Annotated in this window: 15 protein-coding genes and 1 pseudogene; 9 read left to right on the forward strand and 7 right to left on the reverse strand. The window is 58.3% G+C overall.

Annotated elements, in window-relative coordinates:
- From OWC48_RS33935 to OWC48_RS33975, 9 genes are all read left to right on the forward strand, one after another.
- On the forward strand, positions 1-563 hold a 563-nt coding region (locus OWC48_RS33935; RefSeq protein ID WP_282523877.1), incomplete at its 5' end, for a toprim domain-containing protein.
- On the forward strand, positions 556-1911 hold the full coding sequence (locus tag OWC48_RS33940; RefSeq protein ID WP_282523878.1) for a phage/plasmid primase, P4 family: 1356 nt from the start codon (positions 556-558) through the stop codon (positions 1909-1911). The genes OWC48_RS33935 and OWC48_RS33940, both read left to right, overlap by 8 nt.
- A gap of 227 nt (positions 1912-2138) precedes the next feature.
- Positions 2139-2609: a hypothetical protein gene (locus OWC48_RS33945; protein ID WP_282523879.1), complete on the forward strand. Its 471-nt coding sequence runs from the start codon at positions 2139-2141 to the stop codon at positions 2607-2609.
- A gap of 127 nt (positions 2610-2736) precedes the next feature.
- A complete protein-coding gene (locus OWC48_RS33950) occupies positions 2737-3234 on the forward strand; it encodes a hypothetical protein (RefSeq protein WP_282523880.1) in 498 nt (165 codons plus the stop codon).
- A gap of 2 nt (positions 3235-3236) precedes the next feature.
- Complete coding sequence (locus OWC48_RS33955) at positions 3237-3530, forward strand: hypothetical protein (RefSeq protein ID WP_282523881.1); 294 nt, start codon at positions 3237-3239, stop codon at positions 3528-3530.
- 527 nt (positions 3531-4057) lie between these two features.
- Positions 4058-6646, forward strand: coding sequence for a PAS domain S-box protein (locus tag OWC48_RS33960; RefSeq protein ID WP_282523882.1), 2589 nt, complete (start codon positions 4058-4060; stop codon positions 6644-6646).
- A 223-nt stretch (positions 6647-6869) separates the two neighbouring features.
- Positions 6870-7532: a hypothetical protein gene (locus OWC48_RS33965; protein ID WP_282523883.1), complete on the forward strand. Its 663-nt coding sequence runs from the start codon at positions 6870-6872 to the stop codon at positions 7530-7532.
- Between the two features lie 13 nt (positions 7533-7545).
- Positions 7546-7791: a hypothetical protein gene (locus tag OWC48_RS33970; RefSeq protein WP_282523884.1), complete on the forward strand. Its 246-nt coding sequence runs from the start codon at positions 7546-7548 to the stop codon at positions 7789-7791.
- A 725-nt stretch (positions 7792-8516) separates the two neighbouring features.
- On the forward strand, positions 8517-9578 hold the full coding sequence (locus tag OWC48_RS33975) for a cytochrome-c peroxidase (protein WP_282523885.1): 1062 nt from the start codon (positions 8517-8519) through the stop codon (positions 9576-9578).
- Between the two features lie 254 nt (positions 9579-9832).
- On the opposite strand, the gene OWC48_RS33980 is transcribed toward OWC48_RS33975, so the two are convergent.
- From OWC48_RS33980 to OWC48_RS34010, 7 genes and pseudogenes are all read right to left on the reverse strand, one after another.
- A complete protein-coding gene (locus tag OWC48_RS33980) occupies positions 9833-10177 on the reverse strand; it encodes a Rap1a/Tai family immunity protein (RefSeq protein WP_282523886.1) in 345 nt (114 codons plus the stop codon).
- A 17-nt stretch (positions 10178-10194) separates the two neighbouring features.
- Positions 10195-10578 carry a hypothetical protein gene (locus tag OWC48_RS33985; RefSeq protein WP_282523887.1) on the reverse strand — a complete coding sequence of 128 codons (384 nt, stop codon included), beginning with the start codon at positions 10576-10578 and terminating at the stop codon, positions 10195-10197.
- Positions 10579-10621: 43 nt separating this feature from the next.
- Positions 10622-10765 carry a hypothetical protein gene (locus OWC48_RS33990; RefSeq protein WP_282524003.1) on the reverse strand — a complete coding sequence of 48 codons (144 nt, stop codon included), beginning with the start codon at positions 10763-10765 and terminating at the stop codon, positions 10622-10624.
- Positions 10766-10787: 22 nt separating this feature from the next.
- Positions 10788-11372, reverse strand: coding sequence for a hypothetical protein (locus OWC48_RS33995; protein ID WP_282523888.1), 585 nt, complete (start codon positions 11370-11372; stop codon positions 10788-10790).
- Positions 11373-11676: 304 nt separating this feature from the next.
- Complete coding sequence (locus OWC48_RS34000) at positions 11677-12144, reverse strand: hypothetical protein (RefSeq protein WP_282523889.1); 468 nt, start codon at positions 12142-12144, stop codon at positions 11677-11679.
- Between the two features lie 53 nt (positions 12145-12197).
- A complete protein-coding gene (locus OWC48_RS34005) occupies positions 12198-12806 on the reverse strand; it encodes a hypothetical protein (RefSeq protein WP_308777021.1) in 609 nt (202 codons plus the stop codon).
- A pseudogene (locus tag OWC48_RS34010) lies at positions 12788-13093 on the reverse strand (hypothetical protein); the annotation flags it as partial. The gene OWC48_RS34005 and the pseudogene OWC48_RS34010, both read right to left, overlap by 19 nt.
- Between the last annotated feature and the right edge of the window lie 103 nt (positions 13094-13196).

A 13196-nucleotide genomic window follows, 5' to 3' on the forward strand; every position in this document is an offset into this window, starting at 1 on the left:
TCGATCCGCGCGGAACGCTCGCTGAGCGTTACCTTCGCGAACATCGCGGCCTGGACCTGCCTGAGAGCGTCGCGTACTCGGCGATCCGCTTTCATGCGGGCCTGCGCTATGAGGGCGGCAAGTATCTGCCGGCCGTGGTGTGCCTGCTGCGCAACATCGAGACCAACGAACCGACCGGCATTCACCGCACTTTCCTCGATCGATACACCGGCGAAAAGATCGACCGGAAAATGCTTGGTATCGCCAAGGGCGCGGCCATCAAACTGGACGCCGAGTCTTCCTCGGCACTCACGATCGGTGAAGGCGTCGAGACGGTGCTGGCGGCGCGCGCTGCCGGCTTTACTCCGGGATGGGCGCTCGGATCGAGCGGTGCTGTGCGCTCCTTCCCGGTGCTGCCGAATCTGAACGAGTTGACGGTTCTGCAGGAGAACGATCCGACCAGCCGCCGGGACGTGAAGACTTGCGCGCGTCGCTATCTCGCCGCACGCCGTCCGGTCAACGTCGTCTCGAGCAAGGTCGGTAATGACTTCAATGATTGCTGGAAGGCGTACGGAGATGAATAAGCCGTTCGACGTGCACCGGCTGGTACCGAACGACATCGTGACCGAGGACAACGCCGCCCAGCAGTTCGTCGAGTTGCATGGTGACAAGCTGCGCCACTGCCATTCTCACGGCAAGTGGTTTCGATGGAATGGATTCTATTGGGAGATCAATAACACCAACCTTGCGTTTCACCACGCCCGCGAACTGGCGCGGCAGCTCGCAGAAGACCAGAGCGATGGCAAGCGTTACAAGATCAGCGCGACCGGCTTCGCCGGTGGCGTCGAGCGATTCGCAAAGTCCGATCCGAGCGTGGCCGTCACTATGGAGTTCTGGGATCGCGACCCGTGGCTGCTCGGAACGCCGGGCGGCACCGTCGATCTCCGGACTGGGGCGCTGCGCCATGCCTCGCGTGAGGACGGCATCACCAAGGTCACGTCAGTGGCACCGGACGATAGCGGTTGCCCGCGTTGGCTTCGTTTCCTGGTCGAGACGACCGGAGACGATGGTGAATTGATCCGGTTCTTGCAGCAGTGGTGCGGTTATTGCCTGACCGGCGTCACGCGCGAGCACGCGCTGGTCTTCGTCTACGGCCCCGGCGGCAACGGCAAATCTGTCTTTCTGAATATCCTCACCACGATCTTGAAGGACTACTCCGTCACGTCGGCCATGGAGACGTTCACCGCCTCGACGAACGATCGGCATTCCACCGAGGTCGCGATGCTGGCGGGGGCACGGCTTGTCACTGCGAGCGAAACTGAGGAAGGGCGTGCTTGGGCGGAAGCTCGGATCAAGTCGGTGACTGGCGGAGAAAAGATCACTGCTCGCTTCATGCGGCAGGACAACTTCACCTACATGCCGCAGTTCAAGCTGATCGTGATCGGCAACCACAAGCCCGTGCTGCATAACGTTGATGATGCAGCCAAGCGCCGCTTTAACATCGTGCCGTTCATCCTCAAGCCGGCCACGCCGGATCGGGACCTTGAGCAGAAGCTCATGCAGGAGGCACCCGGAATCCTGAAGTGGATGATCGACGGCTGTCTCGACTGGCAGCAGAACGGGTTGGTCCGCCCGAAGTGCGTCATCGAGGCCACGGCGGAATACTTCGGCGATCAGGACCTGTTCCGGCATTGGCTCGAAGAGGAATGCATCTGCGAACCGGGGAATATCGACATCTCGGAGGCCAGCAGCGTCCTGTTCGGGTCTTGGTCTAACTACGCCAAGGCCGCGGGAAATAAGCCGGGCACGACCGCGACCTTCAAGGACAACCTGACGGCGGCGGGATTCAAGTTCTATCGCAGCGAGAAGGCTCGGGAGTTCTTTGGCATCAGCCTGAAGCCTAAGGCGTCGTTCGACGGGGGCTATCCATGAAGGGATGGATGGCTGACGGCACTGACGGCGCTGACGCAGTTTCCGGTTTAGTCGCTTATGCGCGCGCGTGGGGCGTCAAACCGAAAAAGGCGTCAGCGGCGTCAGCGGCGTCAGGTCTCGTCACCTCTCATGGATAAGCCAATCGCGCGGAATCCCACCGCGCCCGCGACGATGAAGGGACACATCACCGCGGATTCACACAGGTCCCGATCATAGTGAGGATAGAAATGCGAACTAACGATTCACAAATCTTGATCGAAATGCCAGGCGTGTGCGATTGCGACTTCGTCGGCTCATGGCTTTTGAAAGTGGCACAAGCGCAGAGCCTCTGGTCCGAAGAATTGCACGATCGTGTTTTCCAGACTTCGGCTTCCACGTTGTCTCGGTGGTTTGACCCGTTTCAACGCGCTGCACTTGAGGTTCTGAGCGCCGCGTTGTTCTCCTCCTATGAAGAGGATCCCTTCCTGGTGGTCGATTTCGATGCGACCGGGGCGTTCATCACGGCATTTGCGATGATGGTCCAGCTCGGCTTCTTCGTTTCCGACGGCGGCAGCTATCGACTGGCGATCCCGGAATCCATCACCGTCCGCAAAGTGAAGCTCGCCGCATCGAAGGTCGCGTCGAGCGAGACCGAGAGCTTGTTGCACACCCTGCCTCATCAAACTGAAGCCGCTCGGCTCACGAGAGGAGGCTACTAACCACGTCCTGGCTGCCTCGGTTTGGGTCCTTCCCAGACCGGGGCAGGCTGCGGGTAGCGCAGCCGCGCAATGCAACCCCAGAGATAGACCGTGCCTTGGACCAACGACGACAACAGGAGTAAAGATCGTGAAATTGATCTCGGCATTCGGCGCCGCCGACTTGCTAGAAGTGGACAGACAGACCGTCCGGCGTGCCCTGCGTCATGTGGCGGCCGACGCCTACGTGAAGCAACAGCCTCGTTGGCGAGTAAAGACGGTCATCGAGGCCGTCGATCGGCATCTCGGCCGCAACAGCGTGCCCCGCGCTGCCGATCAAGGTCGCTTGGATGCCGCATTCAACGAATTCGACGAAGGCTGCGCAGCTCTCGGTTCAATCGCCGATCTGAAGGCGCGCCGACAGGAAGGTCGTCGGCTTATCGGCCTCTTGGTGGAACTGGACGGCGACATGCGTTCCGACGCTCGCGCGAGCCGCGAAGATGATCTTCGCGCCTCCCTCCGTTGCGACCAGCACCTCCGAGTGGCGATGCGCCGTTTCGAGCGCCCGTGTGAGTGGACGCACGACGAGTGCTGCGAGATTCTCGACGCCATTGCGAGTGCCCCTGCGCCTTCGATTCGAGGCTCCTGACGATGGATGCCAGCATGCGAGAATCGGGCGACATCGCTGACGATGAGGATGTTGTCACTTCCTTGAAGCAGACGATCGCAGAACTGCGGGCGCGCGTTGCGGAACTCGAACAGCCGCCGCCGCAGTGGACGCCGCTGAAGCGAGCGGCATCCGTCTGTGGTCTGAATTACGAAACGGTACGTCTGTGGGCCGAGCGCGGGCTGATCGACGCCTGCCGCGAGGGCGGGCGTTGGATGGTCAACTTGACCAGCCTGAAGGCACGACAGGCGCGAATCTTTGGTGGGGCTCAGGGATAGATGTTGGCTCCAATAGAGAACTTGCCGCTCGTTGTACTGCTAGACCATGGACGGGGAGAATCTAGTCATGTCGGCTTGTCCGCTCTTGGAGGTACACCGGAAATCGCGCCCCGTTAGGGCGACCGCCGCTTTAGACCGATTGTGTTGCAAAAGTCGAAAGTTGCAGGGCTCAAGATTTTTCGCGAAAACACTGAGCAGCGAGCGATCGCTGATTCGTATGACCTCAATCGCGTTACCGAAGTCGCCTGTGAATTTTGCGTGACGCCGTGAGGTCCCTCGCATCTTGTACGCGAAAGTCGCGCCCACGGCCCGCAGAATTTTGGTCATCGGCGAAAAACGACTTTTGCAACAATATCGACCCAAAGCAGACTTCCCGTATCGCGATGGTCAAGTTCCATCAGATAATTTGGAACCGGCGTCCTGGAACCGGAATTGAACCGTATCACCGATCCTGACCTTGGCCCCTTGCCGGTGACGGAGAGACGCGACAGCGCTCCCGGCCGCGGTGCAAATGTTAGGTGGATTAAGTGCAAGCCGAGCAAGCGAAGCAGTCGGTGAAGCAGCGCACCACGGCTACTGGGCGCCAGCTCAAACCTAACCTCCGTTCCATGCTCTCGACGGAGGAGTTGCGGCGGCGTCGGTCGCGTCCGGCCAATTACGCGGCAGAGAACCAAGCTCTGATCGCTTTGGCGCAAGAATTAGCGAACTCGCCCGAAGGCATCTTGCACAAGCTCGCCGATACCGCGTTAGGTCTATGTAACGCGCACTCCGCCGGGCTCAGCCTCCTCGAGGAAGGGGACGGAAAGAGTAATTTTCATTGGCGCGCCATCGCCGGCCAGTGGGCTCCTCACTTAAACGGTGGAACACCGCGCAACTTTGGTCCATGCGGCACGGTCCTTGACCAAAACGTCGCCATGATATGCTCACATCCCGAAGTCGATTTCCCCTATTGGGAACCCATCAAGCCTGTTCTTGAGGAAGGACTCCTGATTCCCTTCTACATCAAGGCTGAAGCGGTCGGCACAATCTGGGTCGTCGCGCATGACATCAGTCGCCGCTTCGATGCGGAAGACTTGCGCGTGATGACCAGCTTGGGCGCCTTCGCAGCGACCGCCTATCAGACTTGGCTCAACCTGAGCGCGGCGCAGCGAGTCGCCTCCATCGTCGAGTCCAGTCACGACGCAATCGTCAGCAAGGATCTCGATGGGACGATAAGGAGTTGGAACGGCGGCGCGCAGCGCATTTTTGGCTATCTGGCCGAGGAAGTCATCGGCAAGCCGATTACGATTCTGATTCCCCCGGATCGCCACAACGAAGAAACCGCAATTCTTGAGCGCCTGCGCAGAGGCGAACGCATTGATTCTTACGAAACCGTTCGCCGGCGTAAAGACGGAAGTCCAGTAGATATTTCACTCACAGTGTCGCCCTTGAGGGATACGGAGGGCAGGGTCATCGGCGCGTCAAAAATCGCGCGAAACATCACCGAGCGATTGTATGCAGAACGAGCGCTGCGCGAAAGCGAGTCGAGGCTGCAGGCGGCCGTCGATCTCGTGGGGCTCGGCTGCTATGCCTGGAATCCACAGTCCAACAAGTTGCAATGGGATGATACGGTCAGGGCCATGTGGGGTCTGCCGGCGGGCGCGGTCGTCGACTACGAGGTGTGGCGGTCCTGCGTTCATCCAGACGATCTTGCGCGTGTCGAGGCCGCTATCCAGCAGAGCGCCGACCCGCGGAGCGATGGGGTCTACAATATCGAGTACCGGGTCATCGGAAAGACGGACGGCGTGGAACGCTGGATCGCGACCCGCGGTCAGACCAACTTCGAGAATGACGTGCCGGCTTCGTTTTTCGGAGTCGCCCTAGAGATCACGGATCGCAAACGTATTGAAAGCAGGCTCGAGCGCCGCGTTGAAGAGCGGACGCGCGAACTGCAGGAGAGCAACCAGCAACTACGTGCTCAAATAGAGCAACGGGAAATCGCCGAGGCCGAGTCCCAGCAACTGCAACGCCTCGAGGCGATAGGACAGATTACGTCAGGCGTCGCGCACGACTTTAACAATCTTTTGAGCGTCGTGCTCACTAACGCGCGTATGTTGTCGCGCAATCTGCGGGATGATCCCGGTGATCAGGAAGGCATGGAACTGGTTGTCGGAGCGGCAGAACGGGGTGTGAATCTCACCTCGCAACTGCTCGCGTTCTCGCGCCAACAGCGGCTTGAGCCTCAAGTTGTCGATCTCAACAGCACCATCGTGAAGATGGGTGGCCTACTCAATGCCTCGCTTCGTGGAGCGATCCAACTCCGCACGAACCTCGCCGCGGACCTTTGCCCAGCCTTTGTAGATCTAACTCAAATTCAGTCGGTGATCCTCAATCTGGTTATTAACGCGAGAGACGCCATGTGGTCAGGGGGGACTCTGACCCTCGAGACTTTCAATGCCATCACCGATAAAGAACTCTCCGGCCCGGCAGCGCCGGCTCCGGGAAAGTATGTGGGACTGACCGTCCGAGATACAGGCATGGGTATCCCCGACGATGTGCTCCCCCGCGTCTTCGAGCCGTTCTTCACTACGAAAGGACCAGGAAAAGGATCGGGTCTCGGACTCGCCCAGGTTTTTGGTTTCGCCAAGCAGTCGGGTGGAGGCATCGCGCTTAAGACGCACGTCGGCGAAGGCACCTCAGTGACGGTGTTCTTACCTTGTGCCGAAGTGGTCCCACGAGTGCGCGAAAGAGAATCTGGTGCCGAGCAAATTTCAACAGTGGAGCTAAAGCCCCGTATTCTAGTCGTTGATGATGATCGGGCAGTTCTCAGGTCAACCGTTCGAGTACTTGAGGCCCTCGGATACGCGGCGGTGCCCGCTGCCAGCGGACAGGAAGCCCTTGAGCTGATTGCAAACGGTCTGAAGATAGAGCTTGTTCTTGCGGATTTCGCCATGCCGGAAATGACGGGAGTCGAGCTCGCAAAAGCGATCTGCGCGACCGATCCCAACTTGCCCGTGATCCTCGTCACCGGTTATGGAGATCGCGAGACTTTAGAGGAGTTTCGAGAGGCGCAAGTACTTCGGAAGCCTTATGATGAAGACGGACTGATGAAGGCGATTCTAACGGCCCTAACCTAGGGTGATCTGCGTAGTTCGACTCCCGCCTGTGGCACCTAGCTGACCTGCCCAGGGCGGTCTGACGAAGGTCCGCTGTTGGCCCATCCCGTCCAATCGCAGCCCTATGCCCGATGACTGCTTCCGGCTGAACAGCGGACGCGCTCATTGGATTTCGTTGGATTGTGGCTAATGCGAACCTGTCTCGTCATTGCATAAACTAGTCGTGAAACGACAGGAGCAACGAGTGGCGATCTTCAAATCCAATCCCGACAAAACCATCCAGCGTGACATCGATTCCGCAACGGCTAACCGTGACCGGCTCTCGGCAAAGCTGAACGAGTGCGAACAAGCCATGGCTCGCCATGCGATGGTGGCCAAGGACAGCGCCCTGAGCGGCGACGATGCGGGTCTTGATGCTGCGGAGGGTTCGCTCCGCGCGGCTCAGGATCGCGCCGCTACCCTCAAGACCGCACTGACGGAGATCAACCAGCGCCTCGCCGATCTTGAGCGCGCCAAGGAGGACGCCGCCGACAAGAAGTTGCGGGCGGAAACTGCGGCGGAAATCGATCGTCTGATCGGCAAGCTGACGGAGGTTGGCACGGAATTCAACGAGACTGCGATTCGCCTGTCCACGCATACCACCAGCGCCGTCCCGCTCGTCTATGAAGCTCTTGGCCTCGATAAGTTCATGGCAACTTGTCAGGCGGAAGTGCCAGCCGCGTTGGAGTTGGTTGCCAAGCTGCTTCGTGCTCACGCGGACGCTGTGATCGCCGGCACGGCGCCAGCGACCTTGCCTCGCGGCGAGGATCAGCACGTCCCGGCGCCGGCTCAGGCTCCTGCGGAGCCGCATTTCCAGTACCGCGCCGTGAAGCCTAAACCCAGCTTCAACGGCTTCGTTCGGACTTAGAGAGGAGAATCATTTGAAATTCTGTCCGCCCGGCGCCGAACCTTTCCGCACCTTGCACCGAATTGACGGTTGGTTTGGCGGTCCCGAAGAGGTTCCTGAGGGCGTGGCTCGACTGATCGTGGGCAAGTTGCCCTCTGCCGGTCCGCGCAGCGTCGCTGAGGCTACGCGGGCGCGAATGATCGCGCGTCAGTTGAAGTACGAGTTCTCGCAGAAAGTCATTCTCGCGCGCCGCAATCGGTTCGGGCTCGAAACGCGATAATTCGTGGGCAATGTGATTCATGCCGATGTCGTAGACGAGCCACTTTCTGCACCAGATCGCGTGCGGTGATCAGCAACATCAACGATCAATGGGCACGGCGGATGTACCCAGCCTGATGATCTTCAATGGCCCTGACGCGCAATATCGTCGGGGCCATTGTTTTAGGCGCCTTCCGTTCACGCGCGGATGTCGGCTCTTAGACGCGAAGCAGAAATCATATGCTCGATCCGAGCTTTACCGGTTGTGACCCATCTGCGACATCTGGCCGGCCGGGCCGGGTCGTGGCCAATGACCAATTTCCCCCTCCACACGGTGTTATAGTCCTGCCGTTATCCCGTGCTTAGCTTGGGACACATGAGGCGGCCTGACTTGCTGGGCCGTGCGGCCCGCGTGGCGGCCAAGCGCCTGCTCGCCGCTATGAGGTGCCTACTGCTAACGAGGTGCTAACGAGCATGTTAACCTCCGGAGCAAAGACACATCGGACGTGCGCCACATCCCTGGCGGCACTATTGCTCCTATCTTGTATTTTCGAGATAGTTGCTGCGCGCGCCGTTGAGGAAGATACCGGCGTAGGTCCACCGCCCGCGCTGGCGCCGGGGCAGCCACCGCCCCTGCCCAAGCCGGGCCCGTTAGCCGAGCCCCGTTTATCAACTCAGGTCGGCTTCCCCACGGTCTTGACCAACTATGCTATCTCGCCGTCCACGCTCAGACCTGCCAGAGTCGCATTGGGTCAGAAGCTGTTCTTCGAGCCTCGGCTCTCTGGCGACGGCACGGTCGCCTGCGCCACCTGCCACGATCCGGCGCGGGCCTTCACCGACGGCAGGCCCGCGTCAGTCGGCATCCATGGCCGCGTCGGTCAACGCAACGCCCCAACCGTGTTGAACGCGCTCTATAGCAAGACGCAATTCTGGGACGGCCGGGTCAATACGCTAGAGCAACAGGCTGCGCTGCCGATCACAAATCCGTCTGAGATGGGCTCGGCCAGTATCGGCGATGCGGTGTCCGGGATCGCGGACGATAAGGACTATCAGACTCAATTCATGCAAGCCTTCGGCCGGGACGTGAACGAGCAGGATATGCTGAGCGCTATTGCAGCCTACGAACGGACGTTGGCTTCCTTCGATTCTCCCTTCGACCATTTCATCGCCGGAGACGCCAACGCGATCAGCGACTCCGCCAAGCGCGGATGGGAATTGTTCAACACTAAGGCTCGTTGCCAGCTTTGCCACGCTTTGACGGACAATCAGCTGGATACAACCCTCTTCATGGATAACGATTTTCACAACATTGGCATCGGCATCCTCCGGCATCACGTAGCCCCCTTGGCGCAGCAGGCAGAGCGCGAGCTGGCGCAAGGCCGTCTCGCGGCTATCGACACCGCAGCGATCACGAGCGAGATGTCGGTCCTCGGGCGCTTCCTTGTGACGAGAAAGCAGAGTGATATCGCATCGTTCAAGACGCCGGGCCTACGAAATGTTCTTGTGACCGGGCCCTACTTCCACGACGGGTCAATGCAAACACTGTGGGACGTAATGGATCATTACAATAAGGGTGATGGGATCACCAACCCCTGGCTCGACAAGGACATGCAGCCGTTGGCACTGACGGAGCCCGAGATCGATGATGTGGTAGCGTTTCTTGCCTCACTGACAAGCCCGCAATACAAGGTAATTGGTGACCAGGAGTATGCACGGCAACTCGCTTTATCCAAAGTGAGCCGCACTCAGCGGGATACGGCGCGGGCTTTCGGCCCGAAGCCGAAGCAGCCTGATCCGCCCCCGTTTTAATTGTATTCGGCTGGATTGCCATAATTCTTGCGATCTGAGCTGAGCCACGACGCAAGAGTCCGCTCATGGCCCAACACGGAATTCCCGCGATGTCCCCTTTCGCGCCGCTAGGGGGCACAGCGGACATCAATCGGCGTCCCCCGATTTATCGAGCGTGACGATCCCGTGGTGTCGTGGCTGATCACGACGGTGGAGATTTTGCTGCATTGATCCTAGTCTAGGTATCTCGGCCGAGTAAGGCGGCTCGCATCCGCTCATTGCTTGCAGGGCCAAGCCTCCGATTGGGCTGACCATACCGAGGATGCCGTGTTGTAACGACGCTTCGCCGGGTTTTCTCTGAGGTATTTGCAGACAACGTCGCGTGCTTGGGTCAACGTGGATTCCGCAGGGAGACAGACGGGCGCATTGTTTGCATTCAGCATCAGAGCGTCCAGAACGCCCGCAACGTAATACGTGGCCCTGATATCCTTTCGTTCACACCACTCGTGCAACGTATCGGCGCTTACATATCGCTGAATGCCGCCGGTGCTGGTCTGCGCCAGCGTTTCAGTCGTCAGAAGGGCAAGCGCCAGTGCGGTCAACATAATTGTCTTGGTCACAGGCGTTATAATTCCTCTCACCGCGACCGGGCGCACACGCCCGTATTTTGGGACGGCGCCGAAACCATGCCGAAGGGATCGATCGAGTGGCTTGATTTGATCACGCGCATATTCTTCTGCACCGTAAGCAACCCGATCGGTGTGTCGTCAGCGTTCAGTTCAACAAACGCGGTTGCGCCCATGGGGTCGGCGACAACAAAAGCCCTGTTGCCGATGCCGCGGGAGATGCCGATCCGGGCGTATTGACCGTCGCTGGAGTTGGTGTCGGGTAAAGTGGTGATGAAAATGTCTTCGCTATAGCCTTCGATTTTGCATTTCAGCACGTCGGCACGCGAAGGGATTGGCGCAATCATTTGAGCGCCTACGAAACCAGCCACCAGCGCGGCTACAACCACTTTCATTAATGCCCCCAACCTTAAACTGCCCCGCGTAGGAATGGCTTAATCATGCCGCGACCTTATCTTCCTTTTCGGTGCCGCGCATCACGATCCGCAGCGCATCATCCGGCAACGGCCGCTGCAACGCCTTCGCCTCATCCCACGACGCGCGCATCCGGACATCACGCTCCTCATCGGTGGTCAGGATCACCGGCATCGCCTTGGGAGCACTATCAACTTATCAGGTCGGGATCATCAATGCACCGACTGGCAACGCGGTGAACCTCGCCAAAGAACTCTTCCGCGTTGACGAACAAGCCCTTGTCCTGTCCATGGGGATTTGTCGCGAACGTCGGGCCATTTGGTCCGCCCCAGCCGACCCCCGCCGATGGGATGCCATTCTTAGGGTTGTCTACGTGCTCAAGCATCCAGTTGCGCACGTCACGGACGCCCACAGCTTTGAATGACTGCAAACCCGGCATTTTCCGAATGACCGCAGCTGCTCGGTGGCCTATCCAGTAAAATGTTTCGGTGAGAAGCTCGATCCTGTCCGCCCGTTCAATTTGTTCTAGTCCATAACGAGCCTGCTGCTCCTTGGGCCAAGTGGCGACACTCATCAAATCGACATTGGACGAGCACAACGGGCGGACCTCCGCGATGATTGAGCGAAGTTGCCGAAGTCGCTTGTCTGCCTCCCTGTAGATAACGTCGTTAACACCACCGACTTTTGCATACTCTAACGAACGATAGGCATCGAGCGAGGATTTTGAGCGTTGAGCTATTTCCATCACGTCGCAGCGGCCAATGGGAATGATCATGCCTCAGCGTCCTCCCGGCCACCACGTTGACGACCGATTGCTGACTGAACTCTTGGTCGGTCGCAGCGCGACCAGATGACTGCGCTTGTACGGATAGGTGTTTGACGCGAGATCGACCTGCGAAGCGGCTGCTTTCAATTTGTCGTAGGAAAGAGAGAGCATTTGGATTGCCCAACCAGCTCCCTCAAAGATCAACCTTTATTCTAAATCGATTGCCTGTGGAATCTTTTTGAAGAATGAGTTTTCGGTGATCATGGTTGGTTACCTATATCGATCTGGCCGTTCAAGCCTTGAGACAAAGCGGTCAGGGAATTTTGGCAATGACTCTGGCCGGTCCTCCGACTAGGACCTCGCGAAGCGTTGCTTCGACTGAAGGTGTCCAGTAAGCCGCCGATCCATCAACAAAGCCGTCGATCATTGGCTTTCCTGTCGGGACAGATGAAATCGCCTCGAAATCAGCGATGTGCGTCGGGACGTGATCAGCAACGTCGATCTCGAAAACATCTGCGTTCGCCCGATACCTCTGTCTGAACCGTTGCGCTTCGGCGAGTGTAGATGTTGCGTATAGGCAATCGAGTCGGCTTGGTGCCTTTGGCACAGCAAGTCGTCTGTAAATTTCTAGCGGCCCTTCCCATGCTAAGATGGTTAGCGCAAAGCCTGCATCCACGGTCGTCATCCTTGTGCGTGCCGATTTGACATGGCTGCCGTATTTACCGGGTTGAAGAACCGTCCCAATGGGATGATTGATTGGCGAAACGTGAAAAAGCTTCATGAAAAGCTGCCCTTGTCAGTAGGTGATCTTTTGTTGGCGTCGCCTGCTTCCATTCAGATGTCGAGACCGTAAAACTGCGTCAGCCATTTCATTGCCGCGCGCTTTGCGACCTCAGCACCAAGCTTGACACCTTCCTTGCCGAGATAATTGCTCATGTCGGCAAGCCAGCCCTTCGCCTTCTCTCCAAGTCCGCTTGATGATGGCTGTTCTGTTCGGATGTCGGATAGCGCCTTGATGCCCTCGGCATTAATGCCGATCTGTTCCAGGGCTTTAGAAAGGGAAGCGAAGTCGCCAACGGAGATGTTTTGATTGGTGATCTGGTTTGTGTATTCGATGTTCGATGCGATCAGGACGTCGCCGTGGAAGATGTTATTCACGACGGACCGCTCGACGACCGAGGCGGGCACGGACGTTGCTGTAGTGGCGTCGGAAGGAAGATTGTCTTTTATATCCAAAGCAAATCGGAGAACGCGGGTCCTGACCTGTTCAAGAAGAGCAACGATCACGGAGCCGGGAATACTCTGCCATGCACGGTTGAGTACCAAGTCGCTATCCTCAAAGAACTTGGTCTGGTACTTGGCGGAGAGGTGCGGATTCCAGGGAAGGTGTGAGTCCTTTGTCCGATCTGCACTATGTAAGATGCTGCAGGCTGAGCGAGGTATCCCTTCTCGATAAGCTTACGATCCTTCGGCTCCATGACGTGCAGGGAAAGTGGTTGATCGTTGAGCTGAACTGCGAGACCGACAAACGTGCCCTTGTTGACGCAATTGAAGACCCGATAACTCGGCAACTCGTCTTGGATTTCATATCCGTCAAGCTCGTTATCCAGCCAAGCCCGGAATTTCTCGTTGGGAATCTGTCGTTCGAGGATCAGGCATTTGCGCAGCAGATTTCCGATTGGCTCCTTATCGTTTGATGCTATTTCGATGATGTCGTCGATCAGTGCCATGGATGGTGGTGCTCGATTGGTGTAGTGTGGTGACCCTGCTCAGCCTACGTGGCTGTGAGGAGATAAAAGAGTCGAAGGCTCTAAGCAATCGGATGCCGCGTGA

This window comes from Bradyrhizobium sp. Arg816 (assembly GCF_029989365.1).
In the GTDB taxonomy this organism is placed as follows: Bacteria; Pseudomonadota; Alphaproteobacteria; order Rhizobiales; family Xanthobacteraceae; genus Bradyrhizobium.

Coding starts and splice junctions, on each gene's coding strand:
- OWC48_RS33940 (WP_282523878.1), top strand. CDS start 556: ATGAATAAGCCGTTCGACGTGCACCGGCTGGTACCGAACGACATCGTG.
- OWC48_RS33945 (WP_282523879.1), top strand. CDS start 2,139: ATGCGAACTAACGATTCACAAATCTTGATCGAAATGCCAGGCGTGTGC.
- OWC48_RS33955 (WP_282523881.1), top strand. CDS start 3,237: ATGGATGCCAGCATGCGAGAATCGGGCGACATCGCTGACGATGAGGAT.
- OWC48_RS33985 (WP_282523887.1), bottom strand. CDS start 10,578: ATGAAAGTGGTTGTAGCCGCGCTGGTGGCTGGTTTCGTAGGCGCTCAA.
- OWC48_RS33995 (WP_282523888.1), bottom strand. CDS start 11,372: ATGATCATTCCCATTGGCCGCTGCGACGTGATGGAAATAGCTCAACGC.
- OWC48_RS34000 (WP_282523889.1), bottom strand. CDS start 12,144: ATGAAGCTTTTTCACGTTTCGCCAATCAATCATCCCATTGGGACGGTT.